Source organism: Pseudomonas sp. GW821-FHT02H09, assembly GCF_059421425.1.
Genome location: NZ_JBWKVA010000022.1, coordinates 48,483 through 65,898 on the forward strand (window position 1 = coordinate 48,483; position 17,416 = coordinate 65,898).

17 protein-coding genes are annotated in these 17,416 nt (G+C 59.8%); 9 read left to right on the plus strand and 8 right to left on the minus strand.

Annotation, left to right across the window (positions count from 1 at the left end):
- Positions 1 to 56: 56 nt before the first annotated feature.
- The 3 genes from AC07VR_RS25305 to AC07VR_RS25315 all read right to left on the minus strand — a co-directional run bounded on the left by AC07VR_RS25305 (position 57) and on the right by AC07VR_RS25315 (position 1,850).
- Entirely contained in the window at positions 57 to 653 is a 597-nt protein-coding gene (locus AC07VR_RS25305) for a superoxide dismutase (protein WP_494992036.1), read from the minus strand.
- A 187-nt stretch (positions 654 to 840) separates the two neighbouring features.
- Entirely contained in the window at positions 841 to 1,443 is a 603-nt protein-coding gene (locus AC07VR_RS25310) for a LysE/ArgO family amino acid transporter (protein ID WP_494992037.1), read from the minus strand.
- A gap of 5 nt (positions 1,444 to 1,448) precedes the next feature.
- On the minus strand, positions 1,449 to 1,850 hold the full coding sequence (locus AC07VR_RS25315) for an ACT domain-containing protein (protein ID WP_494992038.1): 402 nt from the start codon (positions 1,848 to 1,850) through the stop codon (positions 1,449 to 1,451).
- A gap of 96 nt (positions 1,851 to 1,946) precedes the next feature.
- Between AC07VR_RS25315 and AC07VR_RS25320 the strand changes: the two genes are divergently transcribed.
- From AC07VR_RS25320 to AC07VR_RS25330, 3 genes are all read left to right on the plus strand, one after another.
- Positions 1,947 to 2,840 carry a LysR family transcriptional regulator ArgP gene (locus AC07VR_RS25320; protein WP_495012924.1) on the plus strand — a complete coding sequence of 298 codons (894 nt, stop codon included), beginning with the start codon at positions 1,947 to 1,949 and terminating at the stop codon, positions 2,838 to 2,840.
- 71 nt (positions 2,841 to 2,911) lie between these two features.
- Positions 2,912 to 3,904, plus strand: a complete 993-nt coding sequence (locus AC07VR_RS25325) for an NAD-dependent epimerase/dehydratase family protein (protein WP_494992040.1) — start codon at positions 2,912 to 2,914, stop codon at positions 3,902 to 3,904.
- A 105-nt stretch (positions 3,905 to 4,009) separates the two neighbouring features.
- A complete protein-coding gene (locus AC07VR_RS25330) occupies positions 4,010 to 4,849 on the plus strand; it encodes an ATPase (RefSeq protein WP_494992041.1) in 840 nt (279 codons plus the stop codon).
- Positions 4,850 to 4,894: 45 nt separating this feature from the next.
- Here the strand turns inward: AC07VR_RS25330 and AC07VR_RS25335 are convergent, their stop codons facing one another.
- Positions 4,895 to 6,406, minus strand: coding sequence for an MDR family MFS transporter (locus AC07VR_RS25335; RefSeq protein WP_494992042.1), 1,512 nt, complete (start codon positions 6,404 to 6,406; stop codon positions 4,895 to 4,897).
- Positions 6,407 to 6,483: 77 nt separating this feature from the next.
- Positions 6,484 to 7,668, minus strand: coding sequence for a 4-hydroxybenzoate 3-monooxygenase (gene pobA, locus AC07VR_RS25340; RefSeq protein WP_494992147.1), 1,185 nt, complete (start codon positions 7,666 to 7,668; stop codon positions 6,484 to 6,486).
- A gap of 178 nt (positions 7,669 to 7,846) precedes the next feature.
- Here pobA and AC07VR_RS25345 point away from each other — a divergent pair, with 178 nt between their 5' ends.
- Positions 7,847 to 8,743 carry a helix-turn-helix domain-containing protein gene (locus AC07VR_RS25345; RefSeq protein WP_495012925.1) on the plus strand — a complete coding sequence of 299 codons (897 nt, stop codon included), beginning with the start codon at positions 7,847 to 7,849 and terminating at the stop codon, positions 8,741 to 8,743.
- Between the two features lie 7 nt (positions 8,744 to 8,750).
- Here AC07VR_RS25345 and AC07VR_RS25350 read toward each other — a convergent pair whose 3' ends face one another.
- Both AC07VR_RS25350 and AC07VR_RS25355 read right to left on the minus strand, forming a co-directional pair.
- Positions 8,751 to 8,930, minus strand: a complete 180-nt coding sequence (locus AC07VR_RS25350) for a hypothetical protein (protein ID WP_494992044.1) — start codon at positions 8,928 to 8,930, stop codon at positions 8,751 to 8,753.
- Between the two features lie 191 nt (positions 8,931 to 9,121).
- Positions 9,122 to 10,027, minus strand: a complete 906-nt coding sequence (locus AC07VR_RS25355; RefSeq protein ID WP_495012926.1) for a LysR family transcriptional regulator — start codon at positions 10,025 to 10,027, stop codon at positions 9,122 to 9,124.
- A gap of 114 nt (positions 10,028 to 10,141) precedes the next feature.
- Here AC07VR_RS25355 and AC07VR_RS25360 point away from each other — a divergent pair, with 114 nt between their 5' ends.
- On the plus strand, positions 10,142 to 11,026 hold the full coding sequence (locus AC07VR_RS25360) for an MBL fold metallo-hydrolase (protein WP_495012927.1): 885 nt from the start codon (positions 10,142 to 10,144) through the stop codon (positions 11,024 to 11,026).
- A gap of 86 nt (positions 11,027 to 11,112) precedes the next feature.
- Positions 11,113 to 11,727: an NAD(P)-dependent oxidoreductase gene (locus AC07VR_RS25365; RefSeq protein WP_495012928.1), complete on the plus strand. Its 615-nt coding sequence runs from the start codon at positions 11,113 to 11,115 to the stop codon at positions 11,725 to 11,727.
- A 169-nt stretch (positions 11,728 to 11,896) separates the two neighbouring features.
- On the opposite strand, the gene AC07VR_RS25370 is transcribed toward AC07VR_RS25365, so the two are convergent.
- The gene (locus AC07VR_RS25370; protein ID WP_494992047.1) at positions 11,897 to 12,781 is read right to left on the minus strand and encodes a LysR substrate-binding domain-containing protein; all 885 of its coding nucleotides are present in this window, start codon (positions 12,779 to 12,781) and stop codon (positions 11,897 to 11,899) included.
- Between the two features lie 157 nt (positions 12,782 to 12,938).
- Here AC07VR_RS25370 and AC07VR_RS25375 point away from each other — a divergent pair, with 157 nt between their 5' ends.
- From AC07VR_RS25375 to AC07VR_RS25385, 3 genes are all read left to right on the plus strand, one after another.
- On the plus strand, positions 12,939 to 14,576 hold the full coding sequence (locus AC07VR_RS25375; RefSeq protein WP_495012950.1) for a 5-guanidino-2-oxopentanoate decarboxylase: 1,638 nt from the start codon (positions 12,939 to 12,941) through the stop codon (positions 14,574 to 14,576).
- The gene (locus AC07VR_RS25380; protein WP_495012929.1) at positions 14,573 to 16,021 is read left to right on the plus strand and encodes an aldehyde dehydrogenase family protein; all 1,449 of its coding nucleotides are present in this window, start codon (positions 14,573 to 14,575) and stop codon (positions 16,019 to 16,021) included. Before AC07VR_RS25375 ends, AC07VR_RS25380 begins: the two co-directional genes overlap by 4 nt.
- A gap of 228 nt (positions 16,022 to 16,249) precedes the next feature.
- Positions 16,250 to 17,353 carry an ABC transporter substrate-binding protein gene (locus AC07VR_RS25385; protein ID WP_494992049.1) on the plus strand — a complete coding sequence of 368 codons (1,104 nt, stop codon included), beginning with the start codon at positions 16,250 to 16,252 and terminating at the stop codon, positions 17,351 to 17,353.
- Positions 17,354 to 17,416 lie beyond the last annotated feature (63 nt).

The following is a 17,416-nucleotide window of genomic DNA, read 5'->3' on the forward strand; positions in this document are numbered from 1 at the left end:
ACCAAAAACCCATAAAAAAACCCGGCAATGCCGGGTTTTTTTGACTGCAAGCAGACTTAAGCGGTGAAGGTTTTGCCTTCGAACTGCTCAGCCACGAACTTCCAGTTGACCAGGTTCCAGAACGCTTCGACATACTTCGGACGCAGGTTGCGGTAGTCGATGTAGTAAGCGTGTTCCCAGACGTCGCAGGTCAGCAGCGGGGTGTCGCCGCTGGTCAGCGGGTTGCCGGCGCCGATGGTGCTGGCCAGGGCCAGGGAACCGTCAGCCTTTTTCACCAGCCAGCCCCAGCCGGAACCGAAGGTGCCGATGGAGGTTTTGCTGAATTCTTCTTTGAACTTGTCGAACGAACCGAAAGCCGCGTTGATGGCTTCAGCCAGTGCACCGGTTGGTTGACCGCCGGCGTTTGGCGCCAGGCAGTTCCAGTAGAATGTGTGGTTCCAGACCTGAGCGGCGTTGTTGAAGATACCGCCCGAAGAAGTCTTGACGATTTCTTCCAGGGTCTTGCCTTCGAACTCGGTGCCTGGCACCAGGTTGTTCAGGTTCACGACATAGGTGTTGTGGTGCTTGTCGTGGTGGTATTGCAGAGTTTCCTCTGAAATGTGCGGCTGCAGGGCATTGTGTGGATAAGGCAGCGGCGGCAGTTCGAAAGCCATGATGATTCTCCTAATCAGATCAGTTGCGGTGAGCGCAAGGCCGATCACGGGCGGCCAGACAAGCGCCGGGGAGTTTGTACTCTTTGCGGCGCAGGTTTTGGATCATAGCACCGGGGGTGCGGCATAACCACGCAACAACTGTGTGGAATAGAGGTTTGAAGGGGGGCCCTTAAGCCTTTTTGAATAATCAGCCTGCCGTGATTAATTGAATGGCCACAGTGAACATCATGATCGCCACCAGCAGGTCGAGGATTCGCCAGGTGCCGGGACGCGCCAGCCATGGTGCCAGCCAGGCGGCGCCAAGGGCCAGGGTGAAGAACCACAACAATGACGCGCTGGCCGCGCCGACCACGTAGGCACTTGGCACGGTTTGTTGTGCCCCGAGTGAGCCGATCAACAGCACGGTGTCCAGATACACATGGGGGTTGAGCAAGGTCACTGCCAGTGCGCTGAGCATCACCGCCCGAAGCGAACGCACCGTCTGGTTTTCGGCCTGTTTCAGACTTTGCCGGGAAAACGCCCGACGCAGCGCCAGGCTGCCGTACCACAGCAGGAAGGCCGCGCCGCCCCAACGGGCGATCGCCAACAGCAGCGGATTCTGCGCCAGGAGAGTCGCCAGCCCAAAGACTCCGGCGGCGACCAACAAGGCATCGCAGGTCACACACAAGGCGGCCACTGGCAGGTGATGCTCGCGTCGCAGGCTTTGCGCCAGGACGAAAGCGTTTTGCGTGCCGATCGCCATGATCAGCCCCGCCGCGACCAACAGGCCGTTCACATAGCTTTGCCACATAGTGTTTACTCCGCGCCCGCCGCCAATTGCCGCAGCACCGTCATGGCGCGTTGGGCATCGGCCTGGCCGACAAACAAATGATCGTGGTAGTAACCGGCAATCACGTTGCAACTGATCCCGGCTTGCCCCAACGCACCGGCGAAAGCCGCGGTGAGGCCGACGGCTTCGAGTGCCGAGTGCACGTTCAAGGTGATCCACGCCGCTACATAATCGAAACTGAAGCCGGCCTTTTCGGCTTGCCCGCGCTCGAGGATGAGCGTCAAACCTTCCTGCTCACGGAAACTGCCGATGACGTCGCAGTCCTTGGGCAACTGGCCGTCGCCAAGGGTGCAGAACACGTACTCGCCAGCGTTCAAATGCGGGCTCATGCTGCGCAGCAGGGTTGCCAGAGTGGTTTCACCAGCCATGAAATGTGTCCTTGATAGAAGAGGCTTGCTGGTCATTCTCCGGTCGGAAGCTGTATAAGAAAAACCAATATTGCTGATCGCTCATTAGGAAAACTGATGTTCGACTATAAATTGCTCTCCGCGCTCGCCGCGGTGGTCGAGCAGGCCGGCTTCGACCGGGCTGCTCAGGTACTGGGCTTGTCGCAATCGGCCATCTCGCAGCGGATCAAACTACTGGAAGCGCGAGTCGGTCAGCCGGTGCTGGTGAGGGTCACGCCGCCCGCGCCAACCGAGATTGGCCGACGCCTGCTCAACCATGTGCAGCAAGTGCGTTTGCTCGAGCGCGACTTGCAAACGCTGGTGCCGGCGCTGGATGAAGAAGGCTTGCCGGAACGTCTGCGCATCGCCCTTAACGCCGACAGCCTGGCGACCTGGTGGGCAGAGGCCGTGGGTAATTTTTGCGCCGAGCAGCATCTATTGCTGGATCTGGTAGTGGAAGACCAGACCGTCGGCCTCAAGCGCATGCGTGCCGGTGAAGTGGCGGCCTGTGTGTGTGCCAGCGAGCGGCCGGTGGCCGGGGCGCGCAGCCTGTTGCTAGGGGCCATGCGTTATCGTGCCCTGGCCAGTCCGGCCTTCATCGCCCGGCATTTTGCGCAGGGTGTGCGGGCTGAGCAGTTGGCGCGCACACCGGCTCTGGTGTTCGGCCCGGATGATTTTCTCCAGCATCGCTACCTGGCTTCATTGGGTGTAGAGGGCGGTTTCGAGCATCATTTGTGTCCGTCATCCGAAGGGTTTATTCGACTGACCGAGGCGGGACTCGGCTGGGGGCTGGTGCCGGAGTTGCAGGTCCGTGAGCAGCTGGAGCGCGGAGTGTTGGTGGAGCTTTTGCCAGATAAGCCGATTGATGTGCCGCTGTACTGGCATCATTGGCGCAACGGCGGGCAATTGCTCGGGCAGCTGACCGAGCATCTGGCACGATCATCAAAGCAATGGCTGGTGCCGTTGGAGTGATTGAAAGCGTCAGGACTTCAGGTAATACGCAGTGCGATATGCATGAAAAACGAAAGAAATCGGAGCAAGTCATGAAAATTCTGGTCACCGGCGCAAGCGGCTTCATTGGCGGGCGCTTTTCGCGTTTCGCCCTGGAGCAGGGCCTGGATGTGCGGGTCAACGGGCGTCGGGCCGAGGGTGTCGAGCATTTGGTGCGTCGTGGCGCCGAGTTTGTCCAGGGCGACTTGAGTGATCCAGAGCTGGTTCGCGATTTGTGCCGCGACGTTGACGCTGTGGTGCACTGCGCTGGCGCGGTTGGGCTGTGGGGGCGTTATCAGGATTTCCATCAGGGCAATGTACTGGTCACCGAGAATGTGGTCGAAGCCTGCCTGAAGCAGAACGTTCGGCGGCTGGTGCATCTGTCGTCACCATCGATCTATTTCGATGGCCGTGACCATCTGGGGCTGACGGAAGAACAGGTCCCGAAACGCTTCAAGCATCCCTATGCCGCCACCAAATACCTGGCTGAGCAAAAGGTCTTCGGAGCTCAGGAGTTTGGCCTCGAAGTGCTGGCACTGCGCCCACGGTTCGTCACCGGTGCCGGTGACATGAGCATCTTCCCGCGGCTGCTGAAAATGCAACGCAAGGGTCGCTTGGCCATTGTTGGTAATGGCCTGAACAAGGTCGATTTCACCAGCGTACAGAACCTCAACGAGGCGTTGCTCAGCAGTTTGCTGGCCACAGGCTCCGCACTGGGCAAGGCCTACAACATCAGCAACGGTACGCCGGTGCCGCTGTGGGATGTGGTGAACTACGTGATGCGCCAGATGGAAGTCCCGCAAGTGACTCGTTACCGTTCCTACGGTCTGGCCTACAGTATCGCGGCGTTGAACGAAGGGTTTTGCAAGCTATGGCCAGGTCGTCCGGAGCCGACGCTGTCGCGCCTGGGCATGCAGGTGATGAGTAAAAATTTCACGCTGGACATCAGCCGCGCCCGCCATTATCTGGACTATGAGCCCAAGGTCAGCCTGTGGACGGCCCTCGATGAATTCTGCGGGTGGTGGAAGGCCCAGGACATTCGCTGAAATAAACACTGAACCGAGTTTGGCGTTCAGGGTCGATCAATGCTGCGAGTAGCGGTTTATACTCGGGGGCATTAAGCCATTACTGCGGTTCAGAAAGGTTGACTCATGTCCATGCGTAACGATGCAAACGACGACTTCGATGATGTTCCAAGCCTGCGTGCCGACACCGATGATGACTTCCCGACCACCGCTGCGGCCCGCGAGCGCACCAGCGTGCATTCGCGGCCTGCTTCGGTGGTCAAGGTCAAAGGTCCGGGCACCGGGCCATTGTGGGCATTGGTCGGGGCTTTGCTCTTGGCGTTCGCCGGCCTTGCCTGGTGGAGCTTTCAGCAGATCTCGTTGATGGAGCAACAATTGGTCGCAACTCAGGAAAGTTTTGCGCGCATCAGCGAGGAAGCGGCGGGGCGTTTGCAGGCTATTTCCGGCAAGGTGGTCGCCAGCGAATCCAGCGTCAACAGCGGCAGCGAAGCATTGAAGTTGCAGATCAAGCAGCTTGAAGGCAAATTGCTTGAGCAGAACAAGCAACAGCAGGGCGTCGCAGGTCAGGCGACTGAGCTGGACAAGCGCCTGGCGCAAATGACTGCGCAGACCACCGAACAGCAAGCCGCCAATACCCAGTTGCAGGCCCAGGTGAAATCCCTGAGCAGCGAACTGGCCGCCCTGAAAAGCAGCCAGACCGACACGAGTAAAGTCGACGCTGAAATCAAAGCTCTCAGCGCTGACATCGCCGCGATGAAAAAACAGGGTAACCCGAGCGCCGCCATCGAGCGCCTGGAGCAGGAAATGATCGTCCTCAAAAGCCAGCAGGACAACCGCCCGGCTGCACCTCAGGGTGGCGGTAGTACCGCGGAGTTCGACACCTTCCGTGGCCAGGTCACGCGTAACATCAACACCCTGCAAAGCCAGATCCAGAACCTGCAACAGCAGATCAACGCCCGACCTTAATGGAGAGTTTGATCGTTCCCACGCGGGAGCGCGGGAACGATCATCTCAAAGCTGACGATCTTCCCGCCCCCGCAGCAACCTGTTCGGCATGGCGATCGCCGCCGCCAGCCCGAGCAGCGACACCGCCGCGCTGACCATCAGCAAATGCCGGAAGGTCAGCAGCAACTCCCCACGCAGCGCATTTCGAGCCGGACCTGGTGCGGCTTTCAAACCATCGAGCAGGACATTCCCCGAGCTGCCCTCGGTAATCGGCGCCGAGCCGGTCAGGTGGGCGAAGCTTGCGTCTTGCAGCAAGGCCAACAGCAATGCTGACATCAATGCCACGCCCACCGCACCACCCAGCGAGCGAAACAGGTTGGTGGTGCTGGTCGCTACGCCGATGTCCCGCTGCTCCACCGAATTCTGCGCGCCCACCAGTGAGGTCGGGAACTGCATGCCGGCGGCGATCCCGCAGAGCAGCATGAACAGGCTACTGAGGACTACCGCTTGTGGCGGGCTGAAGGCCATGCCGAGAATGGTGAAGGGGGTGAGCAGGGCGCCGGTGAGGATCATCGGTTTGTAGCGTCCGGTCACCGACGTCCGGCGCCCGGCGAAATAGGCCCCCATCGGCAAGCCCATGGCCAGTGGCAACAGGTGCAGCGCGGCACTGTCGGCACCCGCGCCGGTGACGCTCTGAAAGCGTAACGGCATCAGCACGATCAGTGAGATGGCCTGGAAACTGGTGGAAAAAATCGTGCACCAACAGAGGACCGCGTTGCGGTTGGCAAACAAATGCATGGGTAGCAAGGGCTCGCGTGCCCGTCTCTCATGCAGGACGAACAGCGTCAGCACCACCACGGCTCCGGCCAGCAAGCCGAGCACTTCGTTGTCGCGCCAATAATGACCCTGACCGATCTCGGTGATGCCCAGCAGCAGTGAGCTCAGGCCGATGATCATCAGGATTGTGCCAAGGTAGTCGATGACCGGTTTGCGCTGTGGCACCGGCAAGCCGACCAGCGTGCGATGGGCCACCAGCCAGGCGCCGAGACCCAGCGGCAGGTTGATCAGAAACACCCAGCGCCAGGACAGGTACTCGGTCATGTAACCGCCGAGCACGGGACCTGCGACACTGGCCACCGCGTACATGCTGCTGAAATAGCCTTGATAGCGTCCACGTTCGCGGGGAGGAATGATGTCGCCAATGATCGCCTGACTCACCGAGATCATTCCGCCAGCACCGATGCCCTGGAGTATCCGCGCCAGCACCAACTGCTCCATGCTCTGGGCCATGCCGCACAACGCCGAGGCCAGGGTGAACAGGCCCATGCCGAACAGCATCAGCCGACGGCGCCCATAAAGGTCGCCGAGCTTGCCGTAAATCGGCACCGCCACGGTCATCGCCACCATGTAGCCGGAGATGACCCAGGCCAGCAGGCTGACATCCTTGAACTGCGCCGAGATGGCCGGCATCGACACGGCGACGATGGTTTGGTCCAGCGCACCGAGGAAGATCGCCAGCATCAGGGCGATCAACACGCTGCGAATGGCCGGTTTGGTAGGCTGGTTGAGATTGGTCACAGTGAAACCTGCGGGCAGTGGTTGACCCGCAGGTTGCTCGGCAAGCGGGAGTACGCGTTAGTGTACTCGATAGGCTCCTATTCGATAGCCTCGTAAGGAAGCCCGACATAATTTTCTGCAATGGTTTTTCGACCGGCTTCGGAGCCGACGAAATACTCCAGTTCGGTCTGCGCAATACGTTGGCTGAAGGCATCCGTGTCAGGGAAATTGTGCAGAATCGAGGTCATCCACCAGGAGAAACGCTCGGCTTTCCAGACTCGTCGCAGGCAGATCCCGGAGTACTTCTCCAGCAAGTCGACGCGTCCTTCGCGGTAGACCTTGAGCAAAATGTTGAACAACGTGCTGACATCGCTGGCGGCCAGGTTCAACCCCTTGGCGCCGGTGGGCGGGACAATATGCGCCGCGTCACCGAGCAGAAACATCCGCCCATGCTGCATTGGCTCGACCACGAAACTGCGTAACGGCGCGATGCTTTTCTCGATGGACGGGCCGGTCACCAGGTCGTTGGCTAACGCCTCCGGCAGGCGTGATTTGAGCTCATCCCAGAAGCGTTGATCCGGCCAGTCCTGGACCTTCTCTTCGGCAGGCACTTGCAGGTAATAGCGGGTTCGGGTCGCCGAACGCATGCTGCACAAGGCAAAACCGCGCTCGTGCCTGGCGTACACCAGCTCATCGTTGACCGGTGGCGTGTCGGCGAGGATACCCAACCAGCCGAAAGGGTAGACCCGTTCGAATACCTTCAGTGACTCGGCGGGAATCGACTGCCGAGCGATGCCATGAAAACCGTCGCATCCGGCGATGTAATCGCAGTCCAGGCGCCAGGTTTCTCCGTTCTTTTCGAATGTCAGATAAGGCTGGTCGGTTTTCATGTCGTGGGGCTGAACGTTGCTCGTCTCATACAGTGTCATCGCCCCTGCAGATTGCCGTGCGGCCATCAAATCGCGGGTGACCTCTGTCTGACCGTAGATCATTACGGTCTTGCCACCGGTGAGCGATTGCAGATCGATGTGCACCTGGCGTCCGTCGAAGGCCAGCTCGAAACCGCCATGAACCAGACCTTCTGCGTCCATTCGCTGGCCGACTCCAGCCTGACGCAGGAGCTCGACCATGCCTTGCTCCAGGACTCCGGCGCGGATCCGGCCCAATACGTAGTCCGGGCATTGGCGCTCGAGAATGACGGTGTCGATACCGGCGTTGTGCAGCAATTGGCCGAGCAACAGTCCGGCCGGACCGGCACCGATAATTGCAACTTGAGTCTTCAGCATTTTCATTGTTTTTATGGCTCGCAAGCTTCACGCGAACAAATCGGTGAATGGGTTCTGAGTACTTGCATTTTTCACTTCAGACCCCGTCAAATGAAGGTGAAAACTGAGCCGATAGCTGTACATTTCGCCAATCGGTGCGATTATCGCCCAACTCTCCGAGGCCTGGATTGCGGTTATGAACAAGCCTGCCCTTTCTTCGATTCCAGTGTTCAAACTCTATGGTGAAAGCCTGGACTGGCCGACACCGGATTTACTGCACTGTGAAACCATCTCCAAACGCAGCCGTGAGCATCAGTGGGAAATCAAACCGCACCGGCATGCCGATCTGTGTCAGTTGTTGTTTGTTAATAAAGGTCACGCAGAGCTTGAGATAGAGGGTAAGCGCACACTGCTGGCGAAGTCGGCGGTCCAGATTCTGCCGCCGCTGTCAGTGCATGGTTTTCGTTTTTCGGAAGACGTCGAAGGCTATGTAGTAACCCTGGCCGCGCCACTGGTGGCGTACCTTCAGGCGCAGTTGGGCAATTCGCTGAATGCCCTGGCGGTGGCCGAAAGTTACCCGGCAGGAGCCGACAGCGACTACCTGAACAGTCTGTTTTCGGCATTGCAAAGCGAGTACGTGGGCCATCAGCCCGCGCGAGAAATGCTCATGCACTCGCTGGTCAGCGTAATCCTGGTGTGGGTCAGTCGCCAGGTGATCCAGCGCCGTACCGCGAGCCAGCGCCCACAGCGTGCGCGCGAATACCTCAATGGGTTTATCCAGCTGGTCGAAGAGCATTATCGCGAACACGTTAAGGTCGAAGACCTGGCGCATAAACTGGGGATTTCCGTCTCGCATCTCAACGGCACCTGCCGTGAGCTGGCCGGTCAGCCTGCCTTGCAGATCATGCATGAGCGCCAGTTGCTGGAGGCCAAGCGGCTACTGACCTACACCAGCATGACCATCTACGAAATGTCCGATTTCTTGGGATTCTCCGATCCAACCAACTTCACACGCTTGTTTCGGCGGCGAGTGGGGATCTCTCCCAAAGCGTTTCGCGACAGGTTGAAAACCGATCAGAATAGCGAAGCGTAGGCTCTCGTTATTTGAGTGCGTTCAGGGTCGCGTTATGCGGTATGCAGCGCTCGAAGTTGCAGCTTGCCGATGCGGCCTGCGGTTGCTGACGGGCCTGTTCGACACGGTAGGCAGCGGTTCCGTACAGCACGAGCGAAGCGGTGCAGGCGATGAAGATAGCGAGGTATCTTCGGGTTTTGATGTTCATGGCGCTGACCTCTGAACGAGTACCCACCATTTAAGGGAGTACTACTATCAGCATAGGTCAGCCGCAGTGAGTTGCTATGGAGGTGGGCCACACCTTTGACGGGTGTTTAGCGCGAATCTTCAGTCTGGCATGCACTTGCGGCGAGCGGGCAAGCCCGCTCGCCGCAGGTTATGTGTTTCGATTTTATGAGCTTAAAGCCCCACATCCCACTGCGGTTGCTCCGGAAACCTCAACACCAGAAAATCCAGCATGCTGCGCAACGCCGCCGGCATGTGTTTGCGTGAGGCGTAGACCGCGTACATGTTCATTTGCCGTGGCTCGGCGCCGGGCAGCAGGCGGACCAGTTCGCCGCTGTGGATATGCACTCCGGCTTGATAGCTGGGCAGCATCGAAATCCCGGCTCCGGCGATGGTCGCTCGCAGCAGGGTGCTGGCCTCGTTGGCGCTGATGTTGCCCTGCACCGGTACCGAAACCTGTTCCCCGTCCTGCTCGAAGTGCCAAAGGCTTTTGCCGAAGTAGGAGTGGGTCAGGCAATTGTGCTGGCTGAGCTCTTCCACCCGCTGCGGCGCCGAGTGCTGGCGCAGATACTCGGGGGAGGCGCAGATTACCGAGCGGCACACGGTCAGTCTGCGGGCAATCAGGTTCGGGTCCAGGTCGTTGCTGGTGCGGATCGCCAGGTCTATACGCTCATCCACCAGGTTCACCGTGCGGTCGAGCATCTGCAGGTCGATGCTGACACCGGGGTAGCGTTTGACGTACTCGGCCACGGCGTCGGCCAGTTGCGCCTGACCGAATGAAGTGCTGACGCTGATGCGCAGCAAGCCTCGCGGGGCATTGTCCGGCTCGCTGACAGCAGCCTGCATGTCGGTCGACAAATCGAGCATCTGTCGGCAGCGCGGCAGGGTTTCGCTACCGGCGGCGGTCAGGCTCAACTTGCGGGTGGTGCGGTGCATCAACCGTGCTCCGACCCAATCTTCCAGCTCCGCCAGATACCGTGAAACCACCGGCCGCGAGAGGTCCAGATGATCGGCGGCGGCGGACTGGCTGCCGAGGTCGACCACTGTGACGAAGACCCGCATTGCTTGAAGACGATCCATGATTTGCCCGCTTTTAGAAACAAACTATGTTCAAGCATCGCATTTTTTGGAGCGAGTGAGGCAACTAAGCTCTGTCCATCGTCACACACGACGAACAGATCTCAGGAGCGACACATGATCGGATTTTCTTCAATCAAGCGTATTTTGCTGGCCACCGCGACCTTGGGTTTCGTCGCCCATGCAGCGGCGGCGGAGCCGGCGCTGACCCTGGACGTCTATAACCCGGGTACCGCGGCGATCTTCCCGGTCACTTCGGTGCTGGTCAGTGGCAAGAAAGAAGCGATTCTGGTGGACGCGCAGTTCGGCAAATCCCAGGCCGAGCAAGTGGTGGAAAAAATCCGCGCCAGCGGCAAGCAGCTGACTACCATCTACATCAGCCACGGTGACCCGGATTACTACTTTGGTCTGGACACCCTGACTGCTGCGTTCCCGAACGCCAAGGTCCTCGCGTCCAGGCCGACCGTTGACCATATCAAGACCACCGTTGACGGCAAACTGGCGTTCTGGGGCCCGAAAATGGGTACCGACATCCCTCGCAAAACCATCGTGCCGCAAGTGCTCAAGGGCCACAGCCTGACCCTGGAAGGGCAGAAGCTCGAGATCATCGGCCTTGACGGCAAACAGCCGGATCGCACTTTCGTCTGGATCCCGTCCATCAACGCAGTGGTCGGCGGTGTCGTGGTGGCAGAAAACATCCATGTGTGGATGGCCGATACCCAGACCGCGCAGTCTCACAAAGATTGGCTCAGCACCCTGAAAATCATCGATGGCCTGAAACCCAAGACCATTATCCCGGGCCATTACCTGGGTGAGAGCGCCCGTTCAGTCGCCGCGGTGCATTTCACCGCCGACTACATCAGTGCTTTTGATGAAGAAACCGCCAAGGCCAAGAACTCGGCCGAGCTGATTGAAACGATGAAAAAGCGTTACCCGGACCTCGGCGAAGAAAGCTCCCTGGAGCTGAGCGCCAAAGTCGCTAAAGGCGAAATGAAGTGGTGAGTCAACGTACCTGATCGTTCCCTCACTCTGCGTGGGAATGCAGCCCGTGACGCTCTGCGTCACATATCGGAACTGGAGAACTGTTCATGAGCAAGATCGCAATCATTGGTGCCACCGGCCGTGCCGGCAGCCAACTGTTGGAAGAGGCTTTGCGTCGCGGTCATAGCGTTACCGCCATCGCTCGCGATACCTCAAAACTCGGCCAGCGTGCCGGTGTCATCACCAAGAACGTTGACGTTGCCGACGGCGCAGCGTTGCAAGCGGCTGTTGCCGGTCATGATGTGGTGATCAGCGCGGCACACTTTTCGACGATCCCGGCCAACGCGATTATTGAGCCTGTGAAAAAGGCTGGCGTGAAGCGTCTGCTGGTGGTCGGCGGTGCCGGCTCCCTGCTGCTGCCCAGCGGTAGCAAAGTCATCGACGGTCCGGGCTTTCCCGATGAGTACCGGGCTGAAGCCAGTGCCGGTGGTGTCTACCTCGATACCTTGCGTGAGGAAAAGGACCTGGACTGGACCTTTCTTTCACCTTCGGCGCTGTTCGTCGAAGGCGAGCGTACCGGCACCTTCCGCGTGGGCAAGGATGACCTGCTGGTGAGCGCCGAAGGCAAGAGCTGGATCAGCTTTGCCGACTACGCGATTGCGATGATCGATGAGATTGAAACCCCCGCGCATTCCCGCCAGCGGTTTACGGTTGGGTATTGATCGTTTACGCGCCGCGTTACCTATGTAGCAGTTGGCGTAGCCTGCGTTCGGCCGCGCAGCGGTCGCATTCCGGCAAATGCGTTTTGTCTGAAGAAACGTGATGACCGGTTTTACGACTGCTGCGCAGCCGGACGCAGGCTGCGCCAGCTGCTACAAAATACGCGTCGACTCATACCTGACGCTCCTGAGCCTGCTCCACCAACCAATCCATCAATTCGCGCAACTGCGCCGACGGCTCCGGCCGCTCCGGGTAGACCAGATAGTAGGCCTGCCCGGTGCGCACTTTCAGTTCAAATGGCATGACCAGCCGCCCGGCGCTAAGGTCTTCGCCGATCAATGACCAATCGCCGATCGCCACACCTGTTCCTTGAGAGGCGACGGACATCGCCAGGTCCAATGTATCGAAATGCTGCCCTTTGCCGATGTTGCTGACGCGGGTTCCCGCCGCCTTGAGCCAGGCTTCCCAATCCCGCTCATCGCGAGTGGGGTGCAGCAGCATGTGCTGTTCCAGATCGGCGTGAGCCTTGAGGGGCGTCGTCCCGTTGAGCAATTGCGCTGAACAGACCGGTGTCAGTTGTTCATCGAACAGATGATGGAAGGCCGCGTTGCTCGGCGCTGCACCATAGACCACTGCCGCATCGAATTCTTCGCGACGAAAGTCCACGGCGTGCTGCACGGTGGTGGTCAGCTCCACCGGCACGTCCGGGCGTTCCTTTTGCCACTGCAACAGGCGCGGCAGCAGCCAGCGCATCATGCAGGTCGGCGCCTTCAGTTGCAGGGCTTCGCGCTTGGCGCCGACGTGTTCGACGGCTTCGTCGATCAGGTTGAAGACCTGTTGAATGCGCGGATACAACTCACGTCCTTGTGCGGTCAGGCTCAGGCCTCGGGCCTGGCGCTGGAACAACGCATAACCGAGATGGCTCTCCAGTCCGGCGATCTGTCGGCTCACTGCTCCCTGAGTAATGTGCAGCAGGTCCGCCGCCCGAGTGAAGTTGCAGCACTGGGCGGTAATCAGAAAGGTATGCAGAGCAGGCAAGGGGGGAAGACGTTTCATGGGTGCTCAGGCATGAGTGGAGGACATGCCTAGTATGACTATTTTTGGTTTGTCACCGCTATACGCCGACAGTTCCAATTGCGTCACCTTTGTGCCCCGGCGCGTGCCTGAAAACGCCATCGGGGTGCAGTTTCAGCTAATAAGAAGGGCAGCAAAAATGGCGACGTGCGGCGAAGTATTGGTCAAGTTACTCGAGGGTTATGGCGTCGAGCAGGTGTTCGGCATTCCGGGTGTACACACCGTTGAGCTGTATCGCGGGCTGGCTCGCTCGAGAATCAACCACGTCACTCCACGCCACGAACAAGGCGCCGGTTTCATGGCCGATGGCTATGCCCGCACCAGTGGTAAACCGGGTGTGTGCTTCATCATCACCGGCCCTGGCATGACCAACATCACCACCGCCATGGGCCAGGCCTACGCTGACTCGATTCCGATGCTGGTGATCTCCAGCGTGCAGTCGCGCAGCCAGTTGGGCGGCGGGCGCGGCAAGCTGCATGAGCTGCCGAACCAGAGCGCGCTGGTAGGTGGTGTGGCGGCGTTTTCCCATACGCTGATGTCCGCCGCCGAATTGCCGGGTGTACTGGCGCGGGCATTTGCCCTGTTCCAGGCCGGGCGTCCGCGTCCGGTACATATCGAAATTCCTCTCGACGTTTTGGTCGAAGACGCCGATGACTTGCTCACCAGTCAGCCCGTCAGCATCGCCCGCGCCGGTGCAGCGCCTTCAGCCGTCGCGCAGATGAGCCAATTACTGGCCACCGCCAAACGTCCGCTGATCCTCGCGGGCGGCGGTGCCATCGATGCGGCAGCCGAACTCACTCAGATGGCCGAACTGTTGGACGCTCCGGTGGCGTTGACCATCAATGCCAAGGGCATGCTGCCCTCGCGCCATCCGCTGTTGATCGGTTCGACTCAATCGCTGGTCGCCACTCGCGCGCTGGTGGCGGATGCCGACGTAGTATTGGCGATCGGCACTGAATTGGCCGAGACCGATTACGACATCACCTTTGCCGGTGGCTTCGAGATTCCCGGCGCCTTGTTGCGCGTCGACATCGACCCGGACCAGACCGTACGCAACTACTCGCCGCAGGTCGCATTGGTGTCCGACTCGCAAACGGCGGCCCAAGCCTTGCTGACGGAACTTGGCGGACACACCCTGGCCGAGCGTCGCTCCGACTGGGGCCATGCCCGCGCAGCCACGTTGCGTGCCGAGCTTGAGAGCATCTGGGACGCACCGACCCGCGCCCAGACCCTGTTCCTGGAGACTGTTCTGCACGAGCTGCCTGAAGCGGTGTTTGTCGGCGATTCGACCCAACCGGTGTACACCGGCAACCTGACATTCAACCCTGAGCAACCGCGTCGCTGGTTCAACTCGTCCACCGGTTACGGCACCCTTGGCTACGCCTTGCCGGCAGCCATTGGCGCCTGGCTCGGTGGCGGTTCCGAGCGCATTTCGCGCAGACCCGTGGTGTGCCTGATCGGCGACGGCGGGCTGCAATTCACGTTGTCGGAACTGGCCTGCGCGGTGGAAGCGCAAACACCGGTCATCGTGTTGTTGTGGAATAACCAGGGCTACGAAGAGATCAAGAAATACATGGTCAACCGCGCCATCGAACCGGTGGGCGTGGACATCTACACCCCGGACTTCATTGGCGTGGCCAAGGCTTTGGGGTGTGCAGCAGAAGCCATCGACGGTGTCGACGCACTGCGTGCCGCGTTGCGGGCAGCCATTGATCGTCAACGTCCGACCCTGATCGAAATCGACCAGAGCACCTGGATGCAGGCGGTGCAAGCATGAGCAGCCAGGAAATCTTGAATGGCTTGTATATCGACGGCCAATGGCGCGCGGGTAGCGAACGTTTGCCGGTGATCAACCCGGCCACGGAAGAACCGTTGGCCACCGTGAGCGGTGGCGATGGGCAAGCGGTCGAGCAAGCGGTAAATGCTGCCAGCGCTGCGTTTTTGCAGTGGGCTAAAACCCGCGGCTCTGAGCGTGGCGCAGTGCTGCGTAAGATCGCCAGCGGCGTGCAGGCACGCCGTGAGCACTTGATGCAGCTGCAGTCGAGCAACAATGGCAAACCGCTGTTCGAAGCGGGCATCGATGTCGATGACGTGATTGCCACCTTCGAGTATTACGCAGGACTTGCCGAGGCGATGGACGCTCAGCAGGACCGTGCTGTGGCTTTGCCGAGCGAGGACTTCGCTGCCCGTGTACGCCGTGAGCCTTGCGGCGTGGTGGGCTTGATCGTGCCGTGGAACTTTCCGATGGTCACCACCGCCTGGAAGCTCGCCCCGGCGTTGGCGGCCGGTTGTTGCGTCGTGCTCAAACCGTCGGAAGTTACACCGCTGCCGGAACTGGAATTGGCAGCGATCATTGCCGAGAGCGGCTTGCCCAACGGCGTGTTCAACCTGGTCTGCGGCACCGGACTGGCGGTCGGTGCACCGCTGGCGGCTGATTCACGAGTGGCGAAAATCTCCTTCACCGGCAGCAATGCAGTGGGCGTTCAGGTCATGCAGCGAGCGGCGGAAACCGTCAAAGGTGTGAGCCTGGAGCTGGGCGGCAAGTCTTCGCTGTTGGTGCTCGCCGATGCCGATATCGAGTTGGCGGTGGAGTTGGCCAGTGGCGGCGGATTTTTCAACGCCGGGCAGATGTGCTCGGCCACCAGCCGTGTGCTGGTGGCCGAGGAGCTGGCGGACGAATTCCTGGTGCGGCTCAAGGCGCGTGCCGAAGGAATTCGCGTGGCAGACCCGTTTGACCCGGATGTCGAGATGGGCTCGCTGGTCAATCAGGCGCAATACCAGCGGGTGCTTGGGCACATCGATCGTGGGCTGAGCGCTGGCGCCAGGCTGATTTGCGGCGGTGAGCGGCCAGAAAATGCGCCGCGCGGATATTTTTTGCGGCCGACGATCTTCACCGAAGTGCCCCTCGACAGTGCGTTGTGGTGTGAAGAGATCTTTGGCCCGGTGATTTGTGTGCGCAGTTTTGCCAGCGAAGAAGAGGCGATCGACCTGGCTAATGACAGTGAATTCGGTCTGGTGGCCAGCGTGGTCAGTCGCGATGGCGAGGCTGCCGAGCGGGTCGCCAACGCCTTGCAGGCCGGGTTGGTGTGGATCAACGCGCCGCAAGTGATATTCCCGCAGACGGCCTGGGGTGGCTACAAACAGAGCAGCATCGGCCGCGAGTTAGGGCCGTGGGGCATGCAGGCGTTTCAGGAAATAAAACACGTGATTCGCGCCATCTGACGGCCCGAAAACGGTCCACGCATGCCTCGAAACGAGGCATGCGTTTGGCACATGGCTTCAATGACAAATTTTCGATTGTTGCGCGTTCTGCGCAACCTCAGGATGAACCAGCCGACTTAGCTACACCCCGTGATCTACGGGAGTTAGAGCTAGATCGATCACCGGGCGCCTGGATGCGACCAACCTCATACCTACAACTCATACCTACAAGAAGAAAGGGAGTCCGTAATGGGCGAGCATGATCTGAACAGAAGACAGTTCATCAAAACGGTGGGAGTGGCTTCGGTTGCCGCGGCAGCCATGAGCATGCCGTTTATCCGGGCCAATGCCAGCGATACGCGCTTTCAGGGCAAGACCCTGCGCCTGCTGACCTGGTCGGATGACACCGGGCTGGCGGCACTGCGCAATATTGCCGCGACCTTCGAAGCCAAGACTGGCGCCAAGGTCATTGCTGACCGTACCGGCAGCACCTCGGAAATGGTCGCCAAACTCAAGGCCGGTGGTGATCGTCCGCAATACGACATCATCACCCTGGCGGGTGTTGGCGCTGAAGGCCTGGCCGCCGCTGGTCTGCTGGAAAAACCCGATCTCAACCGCATTCCCAACCTGGTCGACGTGCCGGAGAAATACCGCACCGGTGCCAACGGCCACGGCATCGGTTACCTGCTCTGGTGCAACAGCCTGATCTACAGCACCCGCACCGTGAAGCAAGCCCCGGACAGCTACGCCTCGTTGTGGGATGCGGACATGGCGCCGAACATTTTCCTGCCGCCGCCGAACTGGACCGAGGCCATGGACCTGATCATCATCGCCGCCAAACTGGCCGGTGGTGACGAGCACAACATCGAGCCGGGCTTCAAGAAACTTGCAGAGCTCAAGAGCCGTGTGGTGACGCTGGGTGAAAACCCCAACCAGATCGCTGAATTGTTCCGCACCGGTTCGCTGGATATGGGCGGTCTTTACGCCCCGGCGTTTTTCCCTAAACAGATTCGGGATCCGGCCTACGGTCTGGGTGCCACCTTCGGCATGAAGGAAGGCTTCTACACCGACCTGATGCTCTCTGTGATGCCGAAAAATCGTCCCGGCGATACCGATCTGGCCTACGCCTTTATCAACCACTCTCTCGACCCGCTGGTGCAGGGCAAGATGGCTGAAGATATCTTCAACGGCCCGGTCAACGCCAAGGCCATCATCTCCGCCGAAGCGCGCAAGAGCCCGTACATCCTTACGCCGGAGCAGATTGCCGACAAGGCGATCATGCACGACAACGCCTTCCTGGCCACCGTGCATGACCAATGGATTCGTCGTTACACGGAAATCTTTTCTTCCTGAGCCAATAGGTCTGGATTTGTCCCGCTGACCGCGAAGCAATGAAGATCCCTTGTAGGAGCGAGC

What these genes read in the sequence shown, in the direction of transcription:
- AC07VR_RS25315 (WP_494992038.1), bottom strand. Translation starts at nt 1,850, where the DNA reads ATGGCTGGTGAAACCACTCTGGCAACCCTGCTGCGCAGCATGAGCCCG.
- AC07VR_RS25310 (WP_494992037.1), bottom strand. Translation starts at nt 1,443, where the DNA reads ATGTGGCAAAGCTATGTGAACGGCCTGTTGGTCGCGGCGGGGCTGATC.
- AC07VR_RS25360 (WP_495012927.1), top strand. Translation starts at nt 10,142, where the DNA reads ATGATCGGATTTTCTTCAATCAAGCGTATTTTGCTGGCCACCGCGACC.
- AC07VR_RS25305 (WP_494992036.1), bottom strand. Translation starts at nt 653, where the DNA reads ATGGCTTTCGAACTGCCGCCGCTGCCTTATCCACACAATGCCCTGCAG.
- AC07VR_RS25345 (WP_495012925.1), top strand. Translation starts at nt 7,847, where the DNA reads ATGAACAAGCCTGCCCTTTCTTCGATTCCAGTGTTCAAACTCTATGGT.
- AC07VR_RS25330 (WP_494992041.1), top strand. Translation starts at nt 4,010, where the DNA reads ATGTCCATGCGTAACGATGCAAACGACGACTTCGATGATGTTCCAAGC.
- AC07VR_RS25365 (WP_495012928.1), top strand. Translation starts at nt 11,113, where the DNA reads ATGAGCAAGATCGCAATCATTGGTGCCACCGGCCGTGCCGGCAGCCAA.
- AC07VR_RS25370 (WP_494992047.1), bottom strand. Translation starts at nt 12,781, where the DNA reads ATGAAACGTCTTCCCCCCTTGCCTGCTCTGCATACCTTTCTGATTACC.
- AC07VR_RS25375 (WP_495012950.1), top strand. Translation starts at nt 12,939, where the DNA reads ATGGCGACGTGCGGCGAAGTATTGGTCAAGTTACTCGAGGGTTATGGC.
- AC07VR_RS25380 (WP_495012929.1), top strand. Translation starts at nt 14,573, where the DNA reads ATGAGCAGCCAGGAAATCTTGAATGGCTTGTATATCGACGGCCAATGG.
- AC07VR_RS25355 (WP_495012926.1), bottom strand. Translation starts at nt 10,027, where the DNA reads ATGGATCGTCTTCAAGCAATGCGGGTCTTCGTCACAGTGGTCGACCTC.
- AC07VR_RS25320 (WP_495012924.1), top strand. Translation starts at nt 1,947, where the DNA reads ATGTTCGACTATAAATTGCTCTCCGCGCTCGCCGCGGTGGTCGAGCAG.
- AC07VR_RS25325 (WP_494992040.1), top strand. Translation starts at nt 2,912, where the DNA reads ATGAAAATTCTGGTCACCGGCGCAAGCGGCTTCATTGGCGGGCGCTTT.
- AC07VR_RS25350 (WP_494992044.1), bottom strand. Translation starts at nt 8,930, where the DNA reads ATGAACATCAAAACCCGAAGATACCTCGCTATCTTCATCGCCTGCACC.
- AC07VR_RS25385 (WP_494992049.1), top strand. Translation starts at nt 16,250, where the DNA reads ATGGGCGAGCATGATCTGAACAGAAGACAGTTCATCAAAACGGTGGGA.